The organism is Halomonas sp. LC1, assembly GCF_030247125.1.
GTDB lineage: Bacteria > Pseudomonadota > Gammaproteobacteria > Pseudomonadales > Halomonadaceae > Vreelandella.
The window spans coordinates 166,731-186,443 of sequence record NZ_JASSPG010000008.1; the positions used below are offsets into that span (position 1 = coordinate 166,731).

The 19,713-nt window shown below is 61.5% G+C and carries 17 protein-coding genes and 1 tRNA gene; 14 read left to right on the top strand and 4 right to left on the bottom strand.

Annotation, left to right across the window (positions count from 1 at the left end):
* Nucleotides 1–16: 16 nt before the first annotated feature.
* The 6 genes from QIT27_RS14290 to QIT27_RS14315 all read left to right on the top strand — a co-directional run bounded on the left by QIT27_RS14290 (nucleotide 17) and on the right by QIT27_RS14315 (nucleotide 9,315).
* Nucleotides 17–3,508, top strand: coding sequence for a putative bifunctional diguanylate cyclase/phosphodiesterase (locus QIT27_RS14290; protein WP_285264195.1), 3,492 nt, complete (start codon nucleotides 17–19; stop codon nucleotides 3,506–3,508).
* A gap of 6 nt (nucleotides 3,509–3,514) precedes the next feature.
* Nucleotides 3,515–3,793 carry a GIY-YIG nuclease family protein gene (locus tag QIT27_RS14295; RefSeq protein ID WP_159340702.1) on the top strand — a complete coding sequence of 93 codons (279 nt, stop codon included), beginning with the start codon at nucleotides 3,515–3,517 and terminating at the stop codon, nucleotides 3,791–3,793.
* Between the two features lie 9 nt (nucleotides 3,794–3,802).
* Nucleotides 3,803–4,846 (top strand): histone deacetylase family protein, encoded by a 1,044-nt coding sequence (locus QIT27_RS14300; RefSeq protein ID WP_285264196.1) that lies wholly within the window; start codon nucleotides 3,803–3,805, stop codon nucleotides 4,844–4,846.
* Nucleotides 4,847–4,955: 109 nt separating this feature from the next.
* Nucleotides 4,956–5,342 carry a hypothetical protein gene (locus tag QIT27_RS14305; RefSeq protein WP_285264197.1) on the top strand — a complete coding sequence of 129 codons (387 nt, stop codon included), beginning with the start codon at nucleotides 4,956–4,958 and terminating at the stop codon, nucleotides 5,340–5,342.
* 32 nt (nucleotides 5,343–5,374) lie between these two features.
* A complete protein-coding gene (locus QIT27_RS14310) occupies nucleotides 5,375–7,054 on the top strand; it encodes a VRR-NUC domain-containing protein (protein ID WP_285264198.1) in 1,680 nt (559 codons plus the stop codon).
* Nucleotides 7,051–9,315, top strand: a complete 2,265-nt coding sequence (locus tag QIT27_RS14315; protein WP_285264243.1) for an ATP-dependent DNA helicase — start codon at nucleotides 7,051–7,053, stop codon at nucleotides 9,313–9,315. The genes QIT27_RS14310 and QIT27_RS14315 overlap by 4 nt, the downstream gene beginning before the upstream one ends.
* Nucleotides 9,316–9,392: 77 nt before the next feature.
* Here QIT27_RS14315 and QIT27_RS14320 read toward each other — a convergent pair.
* Nucleotides 9,393–9,469: transfer RNA gene (locus QIT27_RS14320), tRNA-Pro, on the bottom strand.
* A gap of 104 nt (nucleotides 9,470–9,573) precedes the next feature.
* Entirely contained in the window at nucleotides 9,574–10,578 is a 1,005-nt protein-coding gene (gene ispB, locus QIT27_RS14325; protein ID WP_253019198.1) for an octaprenyl diphosphate synthase, read from the bottom strand.
* Between the two features lie 285 nt (nucleotides 10,579–10,863).
* On the opposite strand from ispB, the gene rplU reads away from it, so the two are divergent.
* From rplU to proB, 4 genes are all read left to right on the top strand, one after another.
* Nucleotides 10,864–11,175 (top strand): 50S ribosomal protein L21, encoded by a 312-nt coding sequence (gene rplU, locus QIT27_RS14330; RefSeq protein WP_139527921.1) that lies wholly within the window; start codon nucleotides 10,864–10,866, stop codon nucleotides 11,173–11,175.
* Between the two features lie 30 nt (nucleotides 11,176–11,205).
* The gene (gene rpmA, locus QIT27_RS14335) at nucleotides 11,206–11,463 is read left to right on the top strand and encodes a 50S ribosomal protein L27 (RefSeq protein ID WP_139527922.1); all 258 of its coding nucleotides are present in this window, start codon (nucleotides 11,206–11,208) and stop codon (nucleotides 11,461–11,463) included.
* 169 nt (nucleotides 11,464–11,632) lie between these two features.
* Nucleotides 11,633–12,823 carry an Obg family GTPase CgtA gene (gene cgtA / locus QIT27_RS14340; protein WP_159340707.1) on the top strand — a complete coding sequence of 397 codons (1,191 nt, stop codon included), beginning with the start codon at nucleotides 11,633–11,635 and terminating at the stop codon, nucleotides 12,821–12,823.
* Nucleotides 12,824–12,862: 39 nt separating this feature from the next.
* Nucleotides 12,863–14,023 (top strand): glutamate 5-kinase, encoded by a 1,161-nt coding sequence (gene proB, locus QIT27_RS14345; protein WP_502875206.1) that lies wholly within the window; start codon nucleotides 12,863–12,865, stop codon nucleotides 14,021–14,023.
* Nucleotides 14,024–14,031: 8 nt separating this feature from the next.
* Here the strand turns inward: proB and QIT27_RS14350 are convergent, their stop codons facing one another.
* Nucleotides 14,032–15,048: a DUF1853 family protein gene (locus QIT27_RS14350; RefSeq protein ID WP_350338775.1), complete on the bottom strand. Its 1,017-nt coding sequence runs from the start codon at nucleotides 15,046–15,048 to the stop codon at nucleotides 14,032–14,034.
* 116 nt (nucleotides 15,049–15,164) lie between these two features.
* Here QIT27_RS14350 and QIT27_RS14355 point away from each other — a divergent pair, with 116 nt between their 5' ends.
* Entirely contained in the window at nucleotides 15,165–16,514 is a 1,350-nt protein-coding gene (locus QIT27_RS14355) for a Glu/Leu/Phe/Val family dehydrogenase (RefSeq protein WP_285264200.1), read from the top strand.
* Nucleotides 16,515–16,609: 95 nt separating this feature from the next.
* Here the strand turns inward: QIT27_RS14355 and QIT27_RS14360 are convergent, their stop codons facing one another.
* Nucleotides 16,610–17,086, bottom strand: a complete 477-nt coding sequence (locus tag QIT27_RS14360; protein WP_285264201.1) for a PepSY domain-containing protein — start codon at nucleotides 17,084–17,086, stop codon at nucleotides 16,610–16,612.
* Between the two features lie 157 nt (nucleotides 17,087–17,243).
* Here QIT27_RS14360 and QIT27_RS14365 point away from each other — a divergent pair, with 157 nt between their 5' ends.
* From QIT27_RS14365 to QIT27_RS14375, 3 genes are read left to right on the top strand one after another with little or no spacing between them, the layout of a single operon-like run.
* The gene (locus tag QIT27_RS14365) at nucleotides 17,244–17,609 is read left to right on the top strand and encodes a PepSY domain-containing protein (protein WP_159340710.1); all 366 of its coding nucleotides are present in this window, start codon (nucleotides 17,244–17,246) and stop codon (nucleotides 17,607–17,609) included.
* A 54-nt stretch (nucleotides 17,610–17,663) separates the two neighbouring features.
* Nucleotides 17,664–18,338: a winged helix-turn-helix domain-containing protein gene (locus QIT27_RS14370; RefSeq protein WP_159340711.1), complete on the top strand. Its 675-nt coding sequence runs from the start codon at nucleotides 17,664–17,666 to the stop codon at nucleotides 18,336–18,338.
* Nucleotides 18,335–19,699 carry a sensor histidine kinase gene (locus QIT27_RS14375; protein WP_285264202.1) on the top strand — a complete coding sequence of 455 codons (1,365 nt, stop codon included), beginning with the start codon at nucleotides 18,335–18,337 and terminating at the stop codon, nucleotides 19,697–19,699. Before QIT27_RS14370 ends, QIT27_RS14375 begins: the two co-directional genes overlap by 4 nt.
* The last annotated feature ends 14 nt before the right edge of the window (nucleotides 19,700–19,713 follow it).

The following is a 19,713-nucleotide window of genomic DNA, read 5'->3' on the forward strand; positions in this document are numbered from 1 at the left end:
GCAGAGGAGAGGCCGCGTGCCGCTAAATACCCGTGATCTTGCAGCCGAAACGCTGCTCTTAATCGTCTCGGCCACGCTGCTGCTGATGGGAAGTGCTGGCCTGCTAGTCGGGCTGGTGCTGCCTGAAACACTGCTCGGCCCTCTGCTGGTCCCCGATGCGTCGCTGGCCACGTTTCTGATAGGGGTGAGTTTGCTGGCAACGCTCTGTCAGTTGGCTTGGCTGCGACAACTGAGCGCCGCCGTGCTGGCTGTGCTGCTGCTCTATACGCTGCTACATAACGTGGTGGATGGTGGCGTCGCAACGTCACTGGTGACTCAGGACGAGCGCATGACCACCCTAGCGGTGCTGATGCTCGGCTGGATGACCGCGTGTCTGTGGGTCGGCGTGGGCAGCCACTGGCGCCGAGTCTGCTGGCGAGCGTCTGGGGTCGGGCTACTGCTGTTCGGCGGTTGGGTGGTGGCGCGGCTATGGATGAGCGATGCAGAGGATCGGCCGCTGTTCAGCTCATCGCCCATTGCGGTGCTGGTCTTCATCGTGCTGCTGGGAGCCGCGCTGCTGGTCGCGGGCTGGCGACATCGCGCCGAGCGGCTGAGCCCTGGTAAGCTCACGGTCATGGTGGGGTTGGCGGGCGTGTTGGTGAGTAGTCTCGCGTGGCTACTGCTGAGCATGAACCAGCGTTCGACCATCGAGTTGCAAGCCAGTTATCTGCTGGATAACGTGCAGCTCAACGCGGAGCAGGCCATGTCAGAGCGTCTGCAGCTCATGCACCGTATGGCAGAGCGCCTGGGGAGTTTGCCTGACGAGCAGCGCACGACACTGCTCCAACAAGATGCCCAGAGCTATTTCCGCGATACCCTGAGTTTGAATGCCATCGCCCTGATCGATGCTCAAGGGGGGCTGATCTGGCGCCAGGGGCGTCAGCAGGGGCGCGATGGTTGGTTGGTAGGACAATTAGCCAAACCCAGCGTACAGGCGTGGCTGGCGGTGCCCTTTGATCGTCCGCGGCTGCTGATGCCCGATGGCGAGCAGCGCAGCATGATGCTGATGGCGCTTCCCGTGCCCAACCGAGCACAGCAGCTGCTGGCGGCCATCGATTTGAGCGCGCTGCTCAACCATGAGTTAAGCCTGGCGCTGGGGCCGTTTCAGGTAGGCGTGAGCCGAGGCGAGCAGCTGCTGATGATGTTGCACCCCTCGGGCTTCGCCGTGGAAGGCGTAGAATCCCCCGTGAACGCCTTGGCCAACCGGCTCACCGGCTTGCCTGGCGGCGTGAACTTAATGCTGACCGCGTATCCTGGGCAGCATCATAATTGGTACCTCTTGGGGGTGATGCCCATCAGTGTGGCCATGGGTGGCTTGGTGATGAGCTGGCTGCTGGCTTTTAGTGTGGGCGTCGTGGGGGCTACCATTGCCCGTACTCGGGAGCTGGCGGCGGCGCGTCACTCGTTGGAAGAGAACGAGCAGCGCTACCGCTCGCTGTTCGTGCACCACCCCGACGCCGTCTTTTCGCTGGATCAGCGCGGCTATTTCCAAACCGCCAATACCACCTGTGCCGATGTGACCGGCTACCCGTTGGACGAGGTCGTGGGGCGGCACTTCACCGATTTCATTGCTCCCCATGAGCGAGAGCGCATCAAAGCGCACTTCACGTATGTGCTTCAGGGAGGCATTAGCCGCTACGAAGTCACCATGACCGACCGGGAGGCCCAGCAACTCATTCTGGATCTGATCAGCCTGCCCGTCACGGTCAACGGGCACATCGAGGGGGTCTACTGTATCGCCCAGGACGTGACCGACAAGCGGCGTCAGCAGACGCGGCTTCGCACCCTGGAGCGCAGCGTGGAAGCGAGTGTCAACGGCGTACTGATCGCGGATGCCCGACAGCCTGACCTGCCCATCATCTACGCCAACCAAGCGTTTAGCACCATGACGGGGTACGCCCAGAGTGACGTGATTGGCCAAAACTGCCGTTTCTTGCAAGGGCCAGAGAGCGATCCCGCCATGGTCACCAAGCTACGGCGCGGGATTCAAGCGCAGCGCGAAACCCATGTCACGCTGTGCAATTACCGCAAGGATGGCACGCCATTCTGGAACGATCTTTATATTGCGCCCGTGCGAGATAGCGAAGGTCAGGTCACGCACTTTGTGGGCGTTCAGCACGATATTTCGCAGCACAAAGCCTATGAAGCGCGGCTGGCTTACCATGCCACCCATGACGACCTGACCCGTCTGCCCAACCGCATGATGTTCGAAGAGACCCTGCATAAGCAGTTTGCCGCCGCCCAAGGCAGCGGTGAGCGGATCAGCGTACTGTTCGTCGATCTAGACGACTTCAAGCCCATCAATGATACCTTGGGGCATGCGGTAGGCGACCAGGTACTGATCGAAGTAGCCAAGCGGCTGCGGGCCGGGCTACGCCAGGAAGACACGGTCGCCCGCCTGGGGGGCGATGAATTCGTGCTGCTGATTACCAATACGGGCGACGAGCAGCAGGTCATCGAGGTGGTCGAGCGCTTGCTGCCCGCGCTCGCCAAACCCTACTGCCTGGAGGGCCATGAACTGTACCTGACCGCCAGCGTGGGGATTGCCATGAGCCAGCCCGACACGCCGCAGCCGCAAACGCTGATCCAGCAGGCGGACATGGCCATGTACAAGGCCAAGCAGCAGGGACGCAACGCGTACGCCTGGTTCAGTCACGACATCAATGCGCTGGCCAGCGAGCGAGTGAGCCTGCGCAATGACCTGCAAGAAGCGATCGACCACCAAGGCTTCGAGCTTCACTATCAGCCGCTGATGGATCGGCAAGGCAATATTGCCAGCGTGGAGGCGCTGCTGCGCTGGCCGCACCCCAGCAAAGGCTATGTCTCGCCGGCACGCTTCATTCCACTAGCGGAAGCCACCGGGCAGATCATGCCGATCAGCGAGTGGGTGCTGCAACGCGCTTGTCACGACATGCTGGCACTACAGCGCAGCGGCTTGGGCGCACTGCGCGTTGCGGTCAACCTGTCACCGCTACAGTTCCATCGTGACAGCTTCCTGGCTACGCTACGCCAAACCCTGGCCGATACCGGGCTGCCTGCCGAACAGCTCTCCCTGGAACTGACCGAAGGTATTTTGATGGATAACACCGCCTCCGCCATCGAGATTCTACATGCCCTTCGCGGTATGCAGGTCAGCGTCTCCATCGATGACTTTGGCACCGGCTACTCGAGCCTGAGTTATCTAAAGCATCTGCCCATCAGTACGGTGAAAATCGACCGCAGTTTCATTCACGAGCTGACCAACAGCAGCGATGATGCCGCCATCGTTCAAGGCATCATCTCCATGGCCCACCATTTGGGGCTGAGCGTTGTGGCCGAAGGGGTCGAGACCAGCGAGCAGCACCAGCGGTTGTTAAGCTATCACTGCGACGGCTTCCAAGGCTTCGGGTTGGCCAAGCCCATGCCCTTGGCGGAGCTCGAGCGCCTGCTGGCCGCTCAGCGAACGGCCACCACGCCCGTCAACCAATGAGTCATCATGGACAAGAGTTCGCCGCCCCAATGGTATCTCTACCTGCTAGAGTGTCAGCGGGGTACCTACGTAGGTATTACCAACAACCTCGCCAAGCGCTACCGCGCCCATGCGGCGGGTAAAGGCGCGCGTTATACCCGAGCGAATCCGCCGTTAGCCCTGCTCGGCGCGCAGCCGTTTGCCGACCGCGCTGAGGCCAGCCGAGCAGAGTATCGGCTAAAGCAGCAGTCACCCGATCAAAAACGCCGCTGGGCCGCCAAGTGGCCATATACGTATGAAGAGTAAGGAGCCTTGATGCTGACGTTTTTCTCCGAAGGCAGTCGCCGCCGCCAAGCACGCAGCGAGCTGCACGATGGTGCCTTGGTCACGCCCTTCGAGTGCCCGGAACGAATCGATTTGGTGCTGGCAGCCCTGCGCCAAGCGGACTTCGAGGTGCGCGCGCCCAACGATTACGGCCTAGCGCCCGTGCTGGCGGTTCACGATGCCGAGTACGTCGCGTTCCTGGAAAACTGCTGGCAGGCATGGCAAGCTGCGGGCCATGCGGGGGAAGCAATTCCCAACATTTGGCCTGCACGAACGATGCGCGGCGACCGTATTCCCCAATCGGTGAGCGGCCAGTTGGGCTACTACGCCCTGGCTGCTGAAACCTCGATTACGGAAGGTACCTTTGCCGCTGCCTTGGCAAGTAAAGATACGGCGCTGGCGGCAATCGATCATACCCTCGCCACCGGCGAGCCGACCTTCGGCCTGTGCCGTCCGCCGGGCCACCACGCGGCGGTGGATCAATTCGGCGGCTACTGCTTCTTTAACAATGCCGCCATCGCCGCCCAGCGTGCGCTGGACGCTGGCAAGCGCCGTGTCGCGATTCTCGATGTGGATTTTCATCACGGCAACGGCACCCAGCAGATCTTCTATCGCCGTGACGACGTGCTGTTCGCCTCGCTCCACGGCGACCCTGACGTGACCTTCCCCTACTTTTCGGGCTACAGCGACGAAACCGGCGAAGGAGTAGGTGAAGGCTTCACGATCAATTACCCGCTGCCGCCGGGCACCTCCGTTGCGACGTGGATGGCCGCGTTGGATGAGGCGCTGGCGCATATCCATAGAGCAGAGTGTGAATTGCTGGTGGTATCGCTGGGTGTGGATATTTTTGAAGGTGATCCGATCAGCGCGTTTACCTTTCAACACGCCGACTTTATTGCTCTCGGGCAGCGCCTTGCCGCCGCCGGGCTACCCTGCGTGTTTTTGATGGAAGGGGGCTATGCCGTTGAGGATATCGGGGTCAACGTGGTGAACGTCTTACAAGGGTTTGAAGAGGTCATGCAGGGCGTGAAATAAGGCATTAAGGTGACAGTTGCACGAAATTCGGGCAGTCTTATGCCTTTTTGGCCTATGCTGTAGGTCGTTATCTCTTTTTTAATTTGATCGTTCAACGCGGGAGCGGCACGTGGCAGTTTACGGCGGTATTCAGGCACATGAAGTGGAGCGTTGGCTAAATGCCCTCACCAACGCGGCCTATGACCGACGCTGCCCGCTTTCCAAAGTGCACGGGGGAAACGCCCGTGCCCGCACTGCCCGCCAGGATTTGCTTCACCTGGCGACCGCGTTTCGAGGCGGCGAGCGCAGCCGCGACGCCGTTGCCGATGGCCTCAGCCGCTGGTGCCAGCACTATCTCACCGAAGCGGAGTGGTACGTGCTGGTCGGCGGGCGCAGGCCAGCTGCCCAAGCGAAGCCTGCCCCGCGTGTGAGCGAGCCAACCTCTGACACACCGAACGCCGACGAGCAAGCCGCTGACGATGCCTTGGAAGTGCTTTACCAACACCGCGTGGGTTAACCCACGACTGCTTGCACTGTTACAATGGATGCATGAACAGTGCCTCTGCCGCTCCGGCGACCGCCTCCCTCGATGATCCTTTCTACTACTTAGCGAATTTTCGCTTCGTGGTCGCGTGGGTGCAGGCGCGCCACGGAGATTTACTCAGTGCCGATGAGCATCACACGCTCCAGCAGTGGTCGCAGCTGCCCCGCGCTTCTCAAGCGCTGTTAGTGCGGATGGTGATGCGTAAAGGCGAGCTGTTCCGCGTGGATAAGCTTAGCTACCCTGAAATTGGCGATACTCATCAGGCGTTGGCGCCGCTACTGGCGCTTGGCTGGGTGGATGACGCGCCGCTGTTAAGCGTGGAGGAGCTGTTTCGGCTGCTGCGATTAAGCGAGCTGCGCGACGCCCTGAAAGCCTCTATGAATTCCGTTGGGCTGCCGTCTAACGTCACCAAAACAGTGCTTCAGGCGGCGTTAACGCCGGTGCTCACCGTTGCACTGCCGCTGCGCCAGTGGTGGCCTGCCGCCACAACGCACATCGTGCGACTCAACGTCATGGCGCTGTGCGACCGTCTGCGGCTGATGTTCTTTGGCAACCTGCGCCAGGACTGGGCCGAGTTCGTGCTCACCGAGCTTGGCTTGCAGCGTTTTGAACAAGTGCCGCTGACTGCCGAATCACGGGCGTTTCAGCATCGAGACGAGGTGGACACCTACCTGGCACTACACCACCTGCGCGAACGCCTAGAAAACGGTGAGCTGCCTGAACAGCTGGCCACAGAAGTGCCCGCAGCCTCCAACAACCGCTGGCTAGACGCACGCCGTTCGCGGCTGCTGCTAACCCTGGGGCAAACGGCGGAACGTAGCGGCAATACGGAGCTGGCCCTGTCGCTTTACGCTGAATCGACTAACAGCGAGGCGCGCATACGCAGGCTGCGAGTGTTGGAACGCCTGAAGCGCTATTCAGAGGCTTATGAACTCGCTCAGGCCGCGCGCGAGCAGGCGGGGGAGAGCGAAGCCCAAGCGCTGGGGCGCTTGTTGCCCCGCTTGGCGCGCAAGCTGAACCAGCCCGCCCCCCAGGCCGTGAAAGCCGCCGAGGCCCCGACCTACGTGCTGGAGCTTCCTGGCCCTCAATCGGTAGAGCGCGCCGTTGCCGAACACTTATCCACCGCCAGTGCTCCGGTGTTCTATGTGGAAAACTGCCTAATCACCGGGCTTTTTGGTCTGCTGCTCTGGCCAGCGATTTTCAAACCGCTACCGGGGGCGTTTTTTCACCCGTTTCATAGTGGGCCTGCGGATTTGTACCGCGAGGACTTCGTTCGTCAGCGCCAAGCCGAGATCGACGCCTGCCTGGCACAGCTAGACGACGGGCGCTACCGCGAGACGATGCGCGCGACATGGCACGCGAAGCAGGGCATTACCTCGCCGTTTGTGCACTGGGGTGTCTTGAGCGAACCGCTGTTAACAGCCGCGCTTAGCTGCCTGCCCGCCGCGCATCTGCGCGCCTGCTTTACCCGCTTGCTGAGTGACCTAAAGCACAATCGGGCGGGCCTGCCGGATCTTATTCAGCTAATGCCCGATGCGCCCGCCGCGGAGCCTAGCTACCGTATGATCGAAGTGAAAGGCCCCGGTGACCGCCTGCAGGATAACCAGCGCCGCTGGATTGATTTCTTCTGCCGCCACGACATGCCGGTCGAGGTGTGTCACGTGCGCTGGCAGCCAACTTCATGAGCCGCTATCGGGTCGCAGTGCGTACGCTGTGCGATTTCACCGCACGCCAAGGCGACCTCGATCACCGTTTTACCCCTGCGCCCAGCGCCCAAGAGGGCATTGAAGGGCACGCGCTGGTGGCCAAACGGCGGGAAAACATAGCGGGCTACCTGGCCGAATTGCCGCTCTCCGGCGAGTATCAGGGGCTGCGCGTGGCGGGCCGCGCCGATGGCTTCGATGTGGCGGCGAATTGCGTTGAAGAGGTCAAAACCCATCGCGGCAGCCTGGCGCGCATGGCGGATAACCAGCGCGCACTGCACTGGGCCCAGGTGAAGGTATACGGCGCGCTGCTCTGCGCTGAGCGCGGGCTTTCACATATCACGCTGGCGCTGGTGTACCTGGATATTGCCAGCGGTCAGGAAACGCGGCTGACCTTGGAGGCCAGTGCCACAGAGCTTGATGCGTTCTTTACCGACCAGTGCCAGCGCTTTTTAGCCTGGGCCGAGCAGGAGGCTGCCCACCGCGAACGCCGCGATGCGTGGCTCGCCACGCTGACCTTTCCCCACGTGGACTTTCGTCCAGGGCAGCGGGCATTGGCGGAAGATGTGTTTAAAGCCGCCAGCACCGGACGCTGCCTGCTGGCCCAAGCGCCCACCGGCATTGGCAAAACCCTGGGCACGCTGTTTCCCATGCTCTCCGCGATGCCCCGCCAGCGGCTCGACCGCGTTGCTTTTCTCACCATGAAAACCCCTGGCCGCCGCCTTGCGCTCGATGCCTTGGCGAGCCTAGATGCCCCCGCGCAGCCGTTGAGGGTGCTGGAACTCGTCGCCCGCGATAAAGCCTGTGAATACCCCGGCACCGCCTGCCAAGGCGATGCCTGCCCGTTAGCAAAAGGGTTTTACGACCGCTTGCCTGCCGCCCGCCAGGCAGCGGTGGAAAAAGGCTGGCTAGCGCGCGATGCGCTGCGCGAAGTGGCGCTGGCGCATCAGGTTTGCCCCTACTACTTAGGCCAGGAGCTGGCCCGCTGGGCGGATGTGGCGGTGGGGGATGTGAATCACTGGTTCGATAGCCACGCGCTGCTGCACGGGCTTGCCCAGGCCAACGACTGGCGAGTGGGGCTGCTGGTGGATGAGGCGCATAATCTGGTAGACCGTGCTCGTGGCATGTACAGCGCCGCGCTCTCCCAGCAGCGTTTGAGCTACCTGCGCCGTCACTCCCCGCCCGCCTTAGCCAAGCCGCTGGCCCGCGTGGGCAGGCGGTGGCAGGCGCTCAACAAAGAGGCCGCCGAGCACTCTCCAGAACGGCATTACCACTTGCTAGAAGCGCTACCCACCAAGCTGGTGGGCGCACTGCATACCCTGGCCGGGGCTATCTCGGATTATCTCGTGGAGCACCCCGACGGCGCGAATCAGGCACTTCAAGAGCTGCTGTTCGAAGCGCTTACATTCTGCCGCTTGGCGGAATCGTTCGGCGACCACTCGCTGTGCGATTTGGAGATTCAAGGCAAGGGAAGTGCAGTGCTTGGGCTACGCAATGTGATCCCGGCAGACTTTCTCGCCCCGCGCTTTAAGCGCGCTCACTGCACGGTGCTGTTTTCCGCCACGCTGTCGCCTTTCCATTACTACCGTGACCTGCTGGGCCTGCCCGAACAGAGCGTATGGCGCGAGGTGGATTCGCCCTTTGTCGCTCGCCAGCTAGAGGTGCAGCTACGTACGGACATTTCTACGCGCTATCATCATCGTGTTGCGTCGGTAACGCCCATCGTCGCTACGCTGGCAGAGCAGTACCGGCGCTCGCCGGGCCACTATTTAGCCTTTTTCAGCAGCTTTGCTTATCTAGAGCAGGTGATGGACGCGTTCGAGCAGGCGCACCCTGAGATTCCGGTGTTCGCGCAAACGCGCAGTATGCAGGAAGCCGAGCGTGAGGCGTTTTTGGCGCGTTTTACGCCCGGCGGCGGTAAAGGCATCGGTTTTGCCGTGCTGGGCGGTGCCTTCGCGGAGGGAATCGACCTTCCCGGTGATCGGCTCATCGGCGCTTTCGTGGCGACACTGGGCCTGCCGCCCTTTAACGATTTCAACGAAGCGTTAAAAGCGCGCCTGCAAACACGTTTTGGCCAAGGTGATGACTACACTTATCGTATTCCAGGGATGATCAAAGTGGTGCAAGCCGCCGGGCGAGTGATCCGCAGCCCGGACGATGAAGGAGTGGTGGTATTGATGGATGACCGCTTTGCTCAAGCCAAGGTGCGCGCACTGCTGCCGCGCTGGTGGCACCTGGGCTGATCGCTCGGAAAATAGCAGCGCAAAAACAAAAACGGCCACTTGCTCTAGGAGCTAAGTGGCCGTTTTCACTAAATTCATGGTCGGAATAGCAGGATTCGAACCTACGACCTCTGCCTCCCGAAGGCAGCGCTCTACCAAGCTGAGCTATATTCCGAAGGTTGCTAAGGCGTGCTCAACAACGGGACGAATCATACGCAGGCGAAGGGCTTTTTTCAAGCCCCTTTTGCGCGGTTTGTGCAGAGACGCCGTTCCCGGCGATTAGGCCTGGCGGTCGACGGCCAAGCGGGCGAGTTGCGCCATGCTGTCGCGGTAGGCGCTGGCTGGCAGGGCGTCGAGTTCAGCCAGCGCTTTGTCCGCCATCTCTTCTGCCCGGGCACGGGTGTACTCGAGGGCGCCGGTGGCCTGGATGATCGCGAGTACATCGTCTAGCTGCTCGAGACCGCCTTTACGAATCACCTGACGAATCAGCTTGGCTTGCTCGGGGGTGCCACGCTCCATGGCGTGGATCAGCGGCAGCGTGGGCTTGCCTTCGGCCAAGTCATCGCCAACGTTTTTGCCCATGGCCGTGGCGTCGCCCTGGTAGTCCAGCAGGTCATCAATCAGTTGGAAAGCCAGGCCCAGGTAGCGGCCGTAATGCTGCAGTGCGCGCTCCTGCTCGGGCGTGGCTCCGGCAAGCACTGCGCCGCTATGGGAGGCGGCTTCGAACAGCATCGCGGTTTTGCCCTGAATCGTTTCGAAGTAATCCGCCTCGGAAATGCTGGGGTTGCCAATGTTGGTCAACTGCAGCACTTCGCCTTCCGCAATCACGCAAGTCGCGCCGGAAAGGATCGCCATGATACGCATGGAGCCAACGTCGACCATCATCTGGAACGAGCGGGAGTAGAGAAAATCGCCCACCAGCACAGAAGGTGCATTGCCCCAGGCGTCGTTAGCGGTTTTCTTGCCCCGGCGCATGTGCGACTCGTCCACCACGTCGTCGTGCAACAGCGTGGAGGTGTGCATGAACTCGATCAGCGTGGCGAGTGTGATGTGCTTGTCGCCCTCATAGCCCAACGAACGGGCCGCCAGCAGCACCAGAAGCGGGCGCAGACGCTTACCGCCGCTTTCGATGATGTACTGGCCAATGGTCTCCACCAGCGGCACTTTGGAGTTGAGCTGAGCGACGATCGTCTGGTTGACGGCGTCAAAGTCATCGGCCACCACGGCGTGCAGCGGTGAGGGCGAAGGGCTGGCAGGCGGGGTTGGAGAGACGTTGGCTGTCATGGGTTCCGTTCATCGCGGTGGGTAAGAAGAGTGAGGTCATGCTATGGGGCTGCCTGTAAGGCGTCAAGGCGTAGCGCCATGGGGGCGGCATGCCGGTGATTGACAAGTACCGGTGGCCTTGTGGTAAAGCGCGATAGTCGTTATAATCCGCGACCCACTCATCATGCTCCCTGTCAGATGGTTGCCAAAAGGGGCGCCACTCGCAGCAGGTCGATAAGAGCGGAAGGCGATGAGCGTTGGTTACGCGGGGCGTAACCGGCATTAACGACAAGTCCGGAGAGCGACATGTACGCAGTTATCAAAAGCGGTGGCAAACAGTACCGCGTTCAAGAAGGTCAGACCCTCAAGCTCGAGAAAATCGAAGTCGCTACCGGCGAAACGATTGAGTTTGATGAAGTGCTGCTGGTTGCAGACGGCGACGACGTCAACGTTGGTGCTCCGCTGGTAAGCGGTGCCAAGGTTTCCGCCGAAGTTGTTTCCCACGGCCGTGGCGACAAAGTCACCATCATCAAATTCCGCCGCCGGAAGCACCACATGAAGCGTCAGGGCCACCGTCAGTGGTTCACTGAAGTCAAAATTACCGGAATTTCTGCGTAAGCAGCCAATTCCCTTTAGGAGGATTTTGCAATGGCACATAAAAAGGCAGCCGGCTCCACGCGTAACGGTCGCGATTCCGAATCCAAACGCCTTGGTGTGAAACTGTACGGTGGCCAAGCGGCAACCGCTGGTAACATCATCGTTCGTCAGCGCGGCACGCGTTTCCACGCCGGCACTGGCGTGGGCGTTGGTCGTGACTACACGCTGTTCGCACTGAACGATGGCGTCGTGAAGTTCGAGACCAAAGGTCCGAAGAACCGTAAATTCGTCAGCATCGTATCTGCCTAAGCAGCCTAGGTTGCTTTGTGTAAGTGTTCTTGTGTCACTTACGCAGTGCGAAGATGACGAAAAAAAGCCCCGCCATGGCGGGGCTTTTTTGTCTTTTCGATCCCTTTTGCCCGCATGAGGCGGGTGGGGATAGTGCAGTGAGGGCGGCGGAAGCGGCCGGGAGAATCCAATGCAGTTCGTCGATGAAGCCTCGATCATTGTTGAGGCAGGTAAAGGCGGCAATGGCTGTCTGAGCTTTCGCCGCGAGAAATATGTGCCCAAAGGTGGCCCCGATGGTGGCGATGGCGGCCACGGTGGCAGCGTCTACCTGATTGGTGATGACGCGCTCAACACCTTGATCGATTTCAAATTTCAGCGCTTCTACAAAGCTGAAAACGGGCAGGGCGGTATGGGCCGCCAGATGAGCGGTAAAGCCGGGGAAGACTTGCACGTCAAAGTGCCGGTGGGCACCACGGTGATCGATGAAGACACCCTCGAGGTGATTGCCGACGTGACGGAAATCGGTCAGGTCGTGCTGGTGGCCGAAGGCGGTCGCCGTGGGTTGGGAAACATTCACTTCAAATCCTCCACCAACCGTGCACCGCGCCGTACCACGCCGGGCACCGAAGGCGACCGTCGTAACCTGCGCCTGGAAATGAAAGTGATGGCGGATGTGGGCCTACTGGGCATGCCCAACGCCGGTAAGTCGACGCTGATTCGTTCCGTGTCGGCGGCCAAGCCCAAAGTGGCCAACTACCCGTTCACTACGCTGGTGCCGAACCTGGGCGTGGTGAAGCTGGGTATGCATGAGCACTTTGTAATGGCCGACGTACCGGGGCTGATTGAAGGTGCCTCCGACGGCGCTGGCCTAGGGCTGCGCTTCTTGAAGCACCTGACCCGCACGCGGCTGCTGTTCCACGTGGTCGATGTGGCGCCGTTCGATGAGTCTGACCCAGTAGAAGCGGCGCAGGCGATTATTCACGAGCTTGGCCAGTTCTCTCCAGCGCTCTCCGAGCGGCCCCGCTGGCTGGTGCTGAACAAGTTCGATCTGCTGCCGGAAGAGGAGCGCGAGGCGCGCGCCCAGGCGATTATTGATGCGCTGAACTGGGATGGCCCCGTCTTCCGCATTTCGGCGATCAGCAGTGAAGGCACCGATAAGCTGGTGCAAGCCGCTTATCGCTGGCTCACCGAGCAGCAGCGTTTGGAAAACGAAGACGAAGAGGCCCATGCCCGCGAGCAGGAGATGCGTCGCCGCATGGAAGAGGAGTCGGTGGCCCGTACCGAGGCCCGCCTTGGCCGTCGTCGTAAGCGCGATGATGAAGAAGACGATGACGATTTCGACGACGATGATTACGATGTCGAAGTGGAGTACGCCCCGTAAGCCAGCGGCGTACTAGCTAGAATGAAACGCGTGAGCGCAATGGCGTGGGAGAGTCGCGACGTGGAACACAACGAGCAGTTGCCGGGCCGTGAGGCGCTGAGTAGCGCCCGCCGGGTAGTGGTCAAAATTGGCAGCGCGCTGCTCACTAATGATGGTCGCGGGTTGGATGAAGCGGCCATCGGCGGCTGGGTGGATCAAATCGCCGCCCTGCATCAGCAGGGGAAAGAGGTGGTGCTGGTCTCCTCCGGTGCAGTGGCAGCCGGCATGGTACGCCTAGGCTGGCAGGCGCGCCCTAGCGCCGTGCACGAGCTTCAGGCGGCCGCCGCCGTGGGCCAAAATGGCCTGACCCAGTGCTACGAGCAGCACTTTGCCCGTCACGGCATGCTCACCGCGCAGATTCTGCTCACCCACGACGACCTCTCTAACCGCAAGCGCTACCTGAACGCGCTCTCGGCGCTGCGCACGCTGGTCGAGATGCGCGTGGTGCCGGTCATCAACGAAAACGATACCGTCGTCACCGACGAGATCCGCTTTGGCGATAACGACACCCTCGGCGCGTTGGTGGCGAACCTGCTGGAAGCCGATGCGCTGCTGCTGCTCACCGACCAGGAAGGCCTGTTCGATGCCGACCCCCGCCATAATCTTGACGCCACGCTGATTACTGAGGGGCGTGCTGACGACCCCCGCTTGGCCGCCGTGGCGGGCGGCGGCGGGGCGCTGGGCCGGGGGGGGATGAGCACCAAGGTGCGTGCTGCCCAGCTCGCGGCGCGCTCCGGCGCGGTGACCGTGATTGCCAGCGGCCGCCAGCCGGAGGTGATCACTCGCGTCATGGGGGGCGAAGCGCTCGGCACGCTGCTGCGTCCGGATCAAGCGCCGATGGCGGCGCGCAAGCGCTGGCTGGCGGGACAGCTTCAGGTGCGCGGTACGCTGGTGCTGGATGCGGGTGCGGTCAACGTGCTGCGCGACAAAGGCTCCAGCCTGCTGGCGGTGGGCGTGCGTGACGTGCAGGGCAGTTTCAAGCGCGGCGACATGGTGCTGTGTGTGGACGAGCAGGGCGCTCGCGTGGCCAAGGGATTGGTCAACTACGGCGCTGATGAAGCCCGCCAACTAGCGGGCCAGCCAAGCCACCAGATCGAAGCCATCCTTGGTTACGTGGAAGCCCACGAACTGATCCACCGCGACAACCTGGTGGTGGTTTAAACGACGGGTTAGCCGCGCCGCTTCGGCGGTAGCGGTACCTGGCGCGGCCAGTCGTCGGGTACCACCATCAGCCGCGTTAGCGGTCTCTCCTGGTCACTATTTTCTTGGCAACTCTCTTCCCGGCAGTTCTCTTCTTCCTGTGGGTCGTACAGCATTACTTGCTGCGGCCCGTAGCGGTTGATCTGCGCCATCACGTCCGCTATCTGCGCTTGGGCGGGGCCAAATGCGTCGAGCATTGGCGGCGCTAACCAGTGGGGCTTTTCCAGCCAGGCGATCTGAAGAGACGTGCTGTAGCGTTCGGCCACGCTGGGCCAAGCGTGTTGATAGCACCACCACCCTCGCCGATGCTCGGCGGTTGCGCCGGTTGGTGGTGGCAGTGCGACATGCCAGGGGTAAAACAGCACGCCGGGCATGGCAAGCCGTTGGGTGAGCCGTGCGCTGAGCGTCGCGGACTCCGCGATGTCTCTGGGCGTTAGCCAATGCGCCATGGCGGCCTTTGCAGGGGCCGTGCGGGAGAGTGGTAGCTGGTGGTGCAGAAGGTGACCGCACTTCAACGCCAAGCTGTCCAAGCCGCCGGGGCCAATCCAGCGGCTTTGGCTGGTGGGCTCTCCCGGCCCGTCCGGCAGGCCGAGATAAAATTTGATGGCCACTTCTAAATGAATGGGGGAGGGGAGATCCCGCGTGCGGTAGAGCAAGTCCAGCTCTCCCAAGGTGTTGCGGCGCTGGGTGATGCGTAGGTTGTTGGCCAGTAGGCGAGTATTAGGGGCGTTATCCAGTAACAGCTGCCAAAGCCGTTCATGGTAGTGGCCCATGCGCGTGGTCAGCTTGCCATCTAGGGCTTGCACCCTGGGTAGCAGGGTGTCGAGCCACTTATGCTGCTCTTCTGCTAAGCCCAGCGCGGAACGTGTGGGGCGGCCTGGGTAATCGCCAAGGGTCACCAAATCTGGTGTGACGATGAGCCACGCCATATCGCGCAGCACCGCATGGTGAATCCCATCGCTGACACCTTCGGCGGAGGTCGTCAAAAGTCTCTCCTATCAACCGGCCCGATATACGACTGAGTTAGCCGCTTGCTGCTACGCTAAACACATTACCTCGCGATGCCAATAAAATCCCCTAGATACACGCAAAGGAGTGTTGCATGGGCAGTGCCAAATCGAAAAAGCAAAAATCTAAAGCGAAGAAATCCTCGGCGAAAACGTCCACCACCAATGCGCCGCAGCGGCTAACCCCCGAGACGGGCGCCGCGCTGTTCGAAGATGCCCGCTCACGGCTTGAAGCGGTCTTCAACGCGCTGGCGATTCATCCCGATGCCCAGGCCCGGTTGATGCAGCCCAGCCTCTCGCTGCAAGTGAGTGTACCGGTGCGCATGGACGATGGCAGTTTGAAGGCGTTTCCCGCCTGGCGAGTGCAGTACGACACCAGCCTCGGCCCGGCCAAGGGGGGCGTGCGCTTTCACCCCGATGTGAATCAGCATGAAGTGACCACTTTGAGCTTTTGGATGGCGGTGAAGTGTGCAGTGGTGGGCCTGCCCTATGGCGGCGGCAAAGGCGGCGTGCAGGTGGATGCCAAGGCGCTTTCTTCGTTAGAGCGCGAGCGCTTGGCGCGGGGCTATATTCGCGCCATTGCCGACATCATGGGGCCAGACCGAGACATTCCCGCACCGGATGTGAATACCGATGCCACCGTCATGGGCTGGATGATCGATGAGTATGAGCAGATTCGGCGCGCCCAGGCGCCTGCTGCCATCACCGGGAAACCGCTATCGCTTGGCGGCTCGCCGGGGCGGGTCGAGGCCACGGGGCGCGGAGCGCTCACCGTATTGGATTTATGGGCCGAGCGCGAAGGGCGCAAGCCCGAGGAGACCACGCTGGCCGTGCAAGGGTTTGGCAATGCGGCCTTTCACTTTGCGCGCTTGGCAAGCCAGCGTGGCTACAAGGTGGTTGCGGTCTCCGACTCCAGCGGTGCGATCTACCATGCCGATGGGCTCGATGTCGCGGCGGCGAAGGAGGACAAGAAGCAGCATGGCAAGCTGTCAAAAAGCCAGCAGGGCAAAGCCATGTCTGGAGATGACTTGTTGACCCTGGAGGTCGATGTGCTGGTGCTCGCCGCGCTGGAAAATCAGCTGCATCGCGACAACGTGGGCGAGGTGAAAGCAGGCGCGGTGCTTGAAATTGCCAACGGGCCGCTCACTAGCGATGCGGATGCGGCGCTGGAAAAACGCGGCGTGCCGGTGCTGCCCGACGTGCTGGCGAATACCGGCGGCGTCATCGTGAGCTATTTCGAGTGGCTGCAAAACCGTGCGGGCGAAACCTGGCAGGAAGAGGAGGTCAATCAGCGTCTGGATCGCCGACTCGGCGATGAGGCCAAGCGGGTGCTGATGAGGGCGGAGGAGGAGCAGATCACCTATCGTCAGGCTGCTTACCGGCAAGGTATTGAGCGCATTGCAGCGGCGATCATGGCTCGAGGGAACTGCCAAGACTGCCGCTAATGAGCGACGCAACGCAAGCGGCGGGTCCGAAGGCCCGCCGCTGTGTCAGTGCTGGCACACTGCCATGCTAACTGACATGTGGATCGCTTGAGTGATCAGTCGCGCTCCATTTGGGTGACGTCGAAGGAGCCCTGACGCAGGCTCAACTCCAGCTCGCGGCCGTTCTGCTCTCGACCCTCAACCTCGATGATGCCGCTCTTATCGATATCGATGCTTTCGAATTCGGTCATGCCTTCCTGGCGGGCAGCATCAAGTGCTTGGCGGACGTCCTCTTCACTCATACCCCAGGCGCCGGTAATCAGACGCTTGCGCTCTTCTTGCAGGCTTTCGCCGTTATCGATGGAGAAATCCACGTCGGCGTACCATTCGTCATCCAGCCAACCTTCCACTTCTACGCGGCCACGGTCGTCCACGTTGATCTCTTCGATGTGGCTGAACCCATAGTCGTTGGCGTAGGTCAGAATGTCATCGATCCGGTCCAACGGCTGCGTGTCGGCTTGGGCGCTGCCCGCTGCGGCGGCCAGGAGAAGCGCAGAGGTCGGGATCAGCAGCATTTTTTTCATAGCGTTCATATCAAATTCCTTCTTTGCTTAGTGAATGCATTGCCGGATGATGCCTAACGAAGGTCAGTCAGCGAATGCGACAGGGTATTTATATCACCGGGGGTCTTTCCTAAACCTGACAAAGCCGTTCATCTAGCGTTCATGTTGCCTTTGGCATCCTAGTCTTATGAAAACGACGTCTCTCCTCTCACTCAAGCAGTTACCCTGGCAGCGGCTCCCTTTGACAGGGGGGCTGGCGCTACTGCTGGTGCTCGTATTGATGGGTAGTGCGACCGGTGACCAGCACTGGGAGGCGCTGCATGGCGAAGTGCGGCGAGGCGACGTGGTTCCCCTGGATACCATTCTCGACTGGCTCGACGCCCACTACATCGGCGACGTGTTGGAGGTCGAAATCGAGCGCGACGATGGGCTGGTCGAGTATGAAATCAAGCTGCTAGGCCCCCAAGGGCAGGTCGTCGAGTTCGAGTTTGATGGCCAGAACGGCCAGCTCATGCAAATTGAAGGCGTGCGCATCCGCGACATGCAGCGTTGATACGGTTACCTGCAATATCCCGTCTTTACTGAGTGTATTCATAAGGGTGTGTTGATGAAGTGTTTACTGGTAGAGGACGACCAGGCGCTTGCCCGTGAGCTGAGCCAAGCGCTGCAAGATGGCGATTGGATCGTCGAGCGTGCGGAGAACGGCCAGGAAGCGGACTTTTTGGTGCGCACCGAAGCGTACGATACGGTCATTTTGGATATCGGCCTGCCCGATGGTGACGGCACCCGTTGGCTCTCTTCCTGGCGGGAGGATGGCATCGACCTTCCGGTGCTGATTTTGACCGCCCGCGAACGGTGGGCCGATAAAGCCGCTGGCTTTACCGCCGGTGCCGATGACTACGTCACCAAACCTTTCGAACCCGCCGAAGTGCTGTTTCGCCTGCGGGCCTTGGTGCGCCGTACCCATGGCCATGCGCACCCGGTGCTCAAAGTGGGCGAGCTTAGCCTGGATACCCATACGCAGCATGTCACCTTGGTGGGCAGGCCGGTGAGCTTGACCGCCCAGGAAACCCGTCTCTTGAGCTACCTGATGCACGCCTCTCCTCGGGTCGTCAGCCGTAGCGAGCTGTCCGAGCACGTGTACGACCGTGACCACGAACCCGACTCCAATGTGATCGACGTTCAGGTTAGCCGTCTGCGTCGCAAGCTGGGCGCGTGGCGCATCGCAACGCTGCGTGGTCAGGGGTACCGCCTGCTAGCCGATGAGCCAAGCGATTCATGAGCGCCAACGTCGTTACTTGGAGCCAGCGCTGGGCTAACCGCTCCATCACCCTACGTCTGCTGCTGGCGGTGCTGCTCATGGTGCTGCTGGCACTCCCCGTGGCCGGCTGGCTGTTGTCCCATCACTACCGTGCCTCTGCGGTCAACGCGTTCGATGAACGGCTGGAAGCGACCCTCAACGTGGTCATTGCGGGGGTGACTTACGACCCGCTCACCGAGCAGCTCCACTACGAGCGCGCGCTGGGTGACCCGCGTTTCGACCACGTGTACTCAGGCTGGTATTGGCAGATTACCGACGATGCGAACCACTCGGTCACGTCGCGGTCGTTATGGGATCAGCGCTTGCCGGTACTGGAGAGCGAGCGAGTGACCGCCCGCACGCTGCCAGGCCCGCGTGGCCAGCAGCTACGCGTCGTAGAGCGCGATATCTATTTGGGCGCGTTGGAGACGCCGCTGCACGTGAGCGTCGCCGCACGTGACGACGACTTGCGCGAAGACGTTCGGGCTTTTCAGCAGATGCTGTGGCTGGGACTGTTAGGCCTGGGTGCGCTGCTGCTAGGCGTGCTGGCACTACAAGTGCGTTGGGGGCTCGCGCCGCTGCGGCGCATGAACGCCAACTTACGTGATGTAGAGCAGGGGCGGGCCGAGCAGTTGGAGACCCGTTTGCCCGACGAGCTGGCCACCTTGGCGACGTCCATGAATGCCGTGCTGGCCCGCGATCAGCGGCTCATCGAGCGGGGCCGCCACACCGCAGGCAACTTGGCCCACGCCCTCAAAACACCGATCAGCGTCATGCGGCTGTTGGCCAAACAGCTACCCAGCGAGAGCCGCAGTGCCTGGGAAGCCGAGCTGTCGCGTATCGATAGCGCCGTGCGTCACCACTTGGCGCGGGCTTCCGCGGCAGGTGAGGGCGTGCGCTTTGCCCCAGTAGCACTACAAGAGACGCTATCGCCGCTCATCACCGGGCTTGCCCGGCTCGCGCAGCGCCGTCATATTACGCTGCGTCAAACCGTGCATAGCGGCGTGCGGGTGCATATGGACGGTCAAGACCTGCAGGAGATGGTGGGTAACCTGCTGGACAACGCCCTGCGCTGGGCCAACAGCGACGTGCATATCCGCCTGCAGGCACAGGGGAACACGCTGCGGTTGGTGGTGGGCGATGACGGCCCCGGTATGACCCCGCAGGAGTGCCAGGCAGCGGTCCAGCGCGGCAAGCGGCTGGATGAACAGCGCTCTGGCAGCGGCTTGGGATTAGCCATCGTGACGGACCTCGTCACGCTTTATCATGGCCAGATGCGCCTTCAGCGCGCCGAGTCTGGCGGTTTAGAGGTAGTCATTGAACTGCCTGTGGTCGCTACTTAACGAGCTTAAGAGCG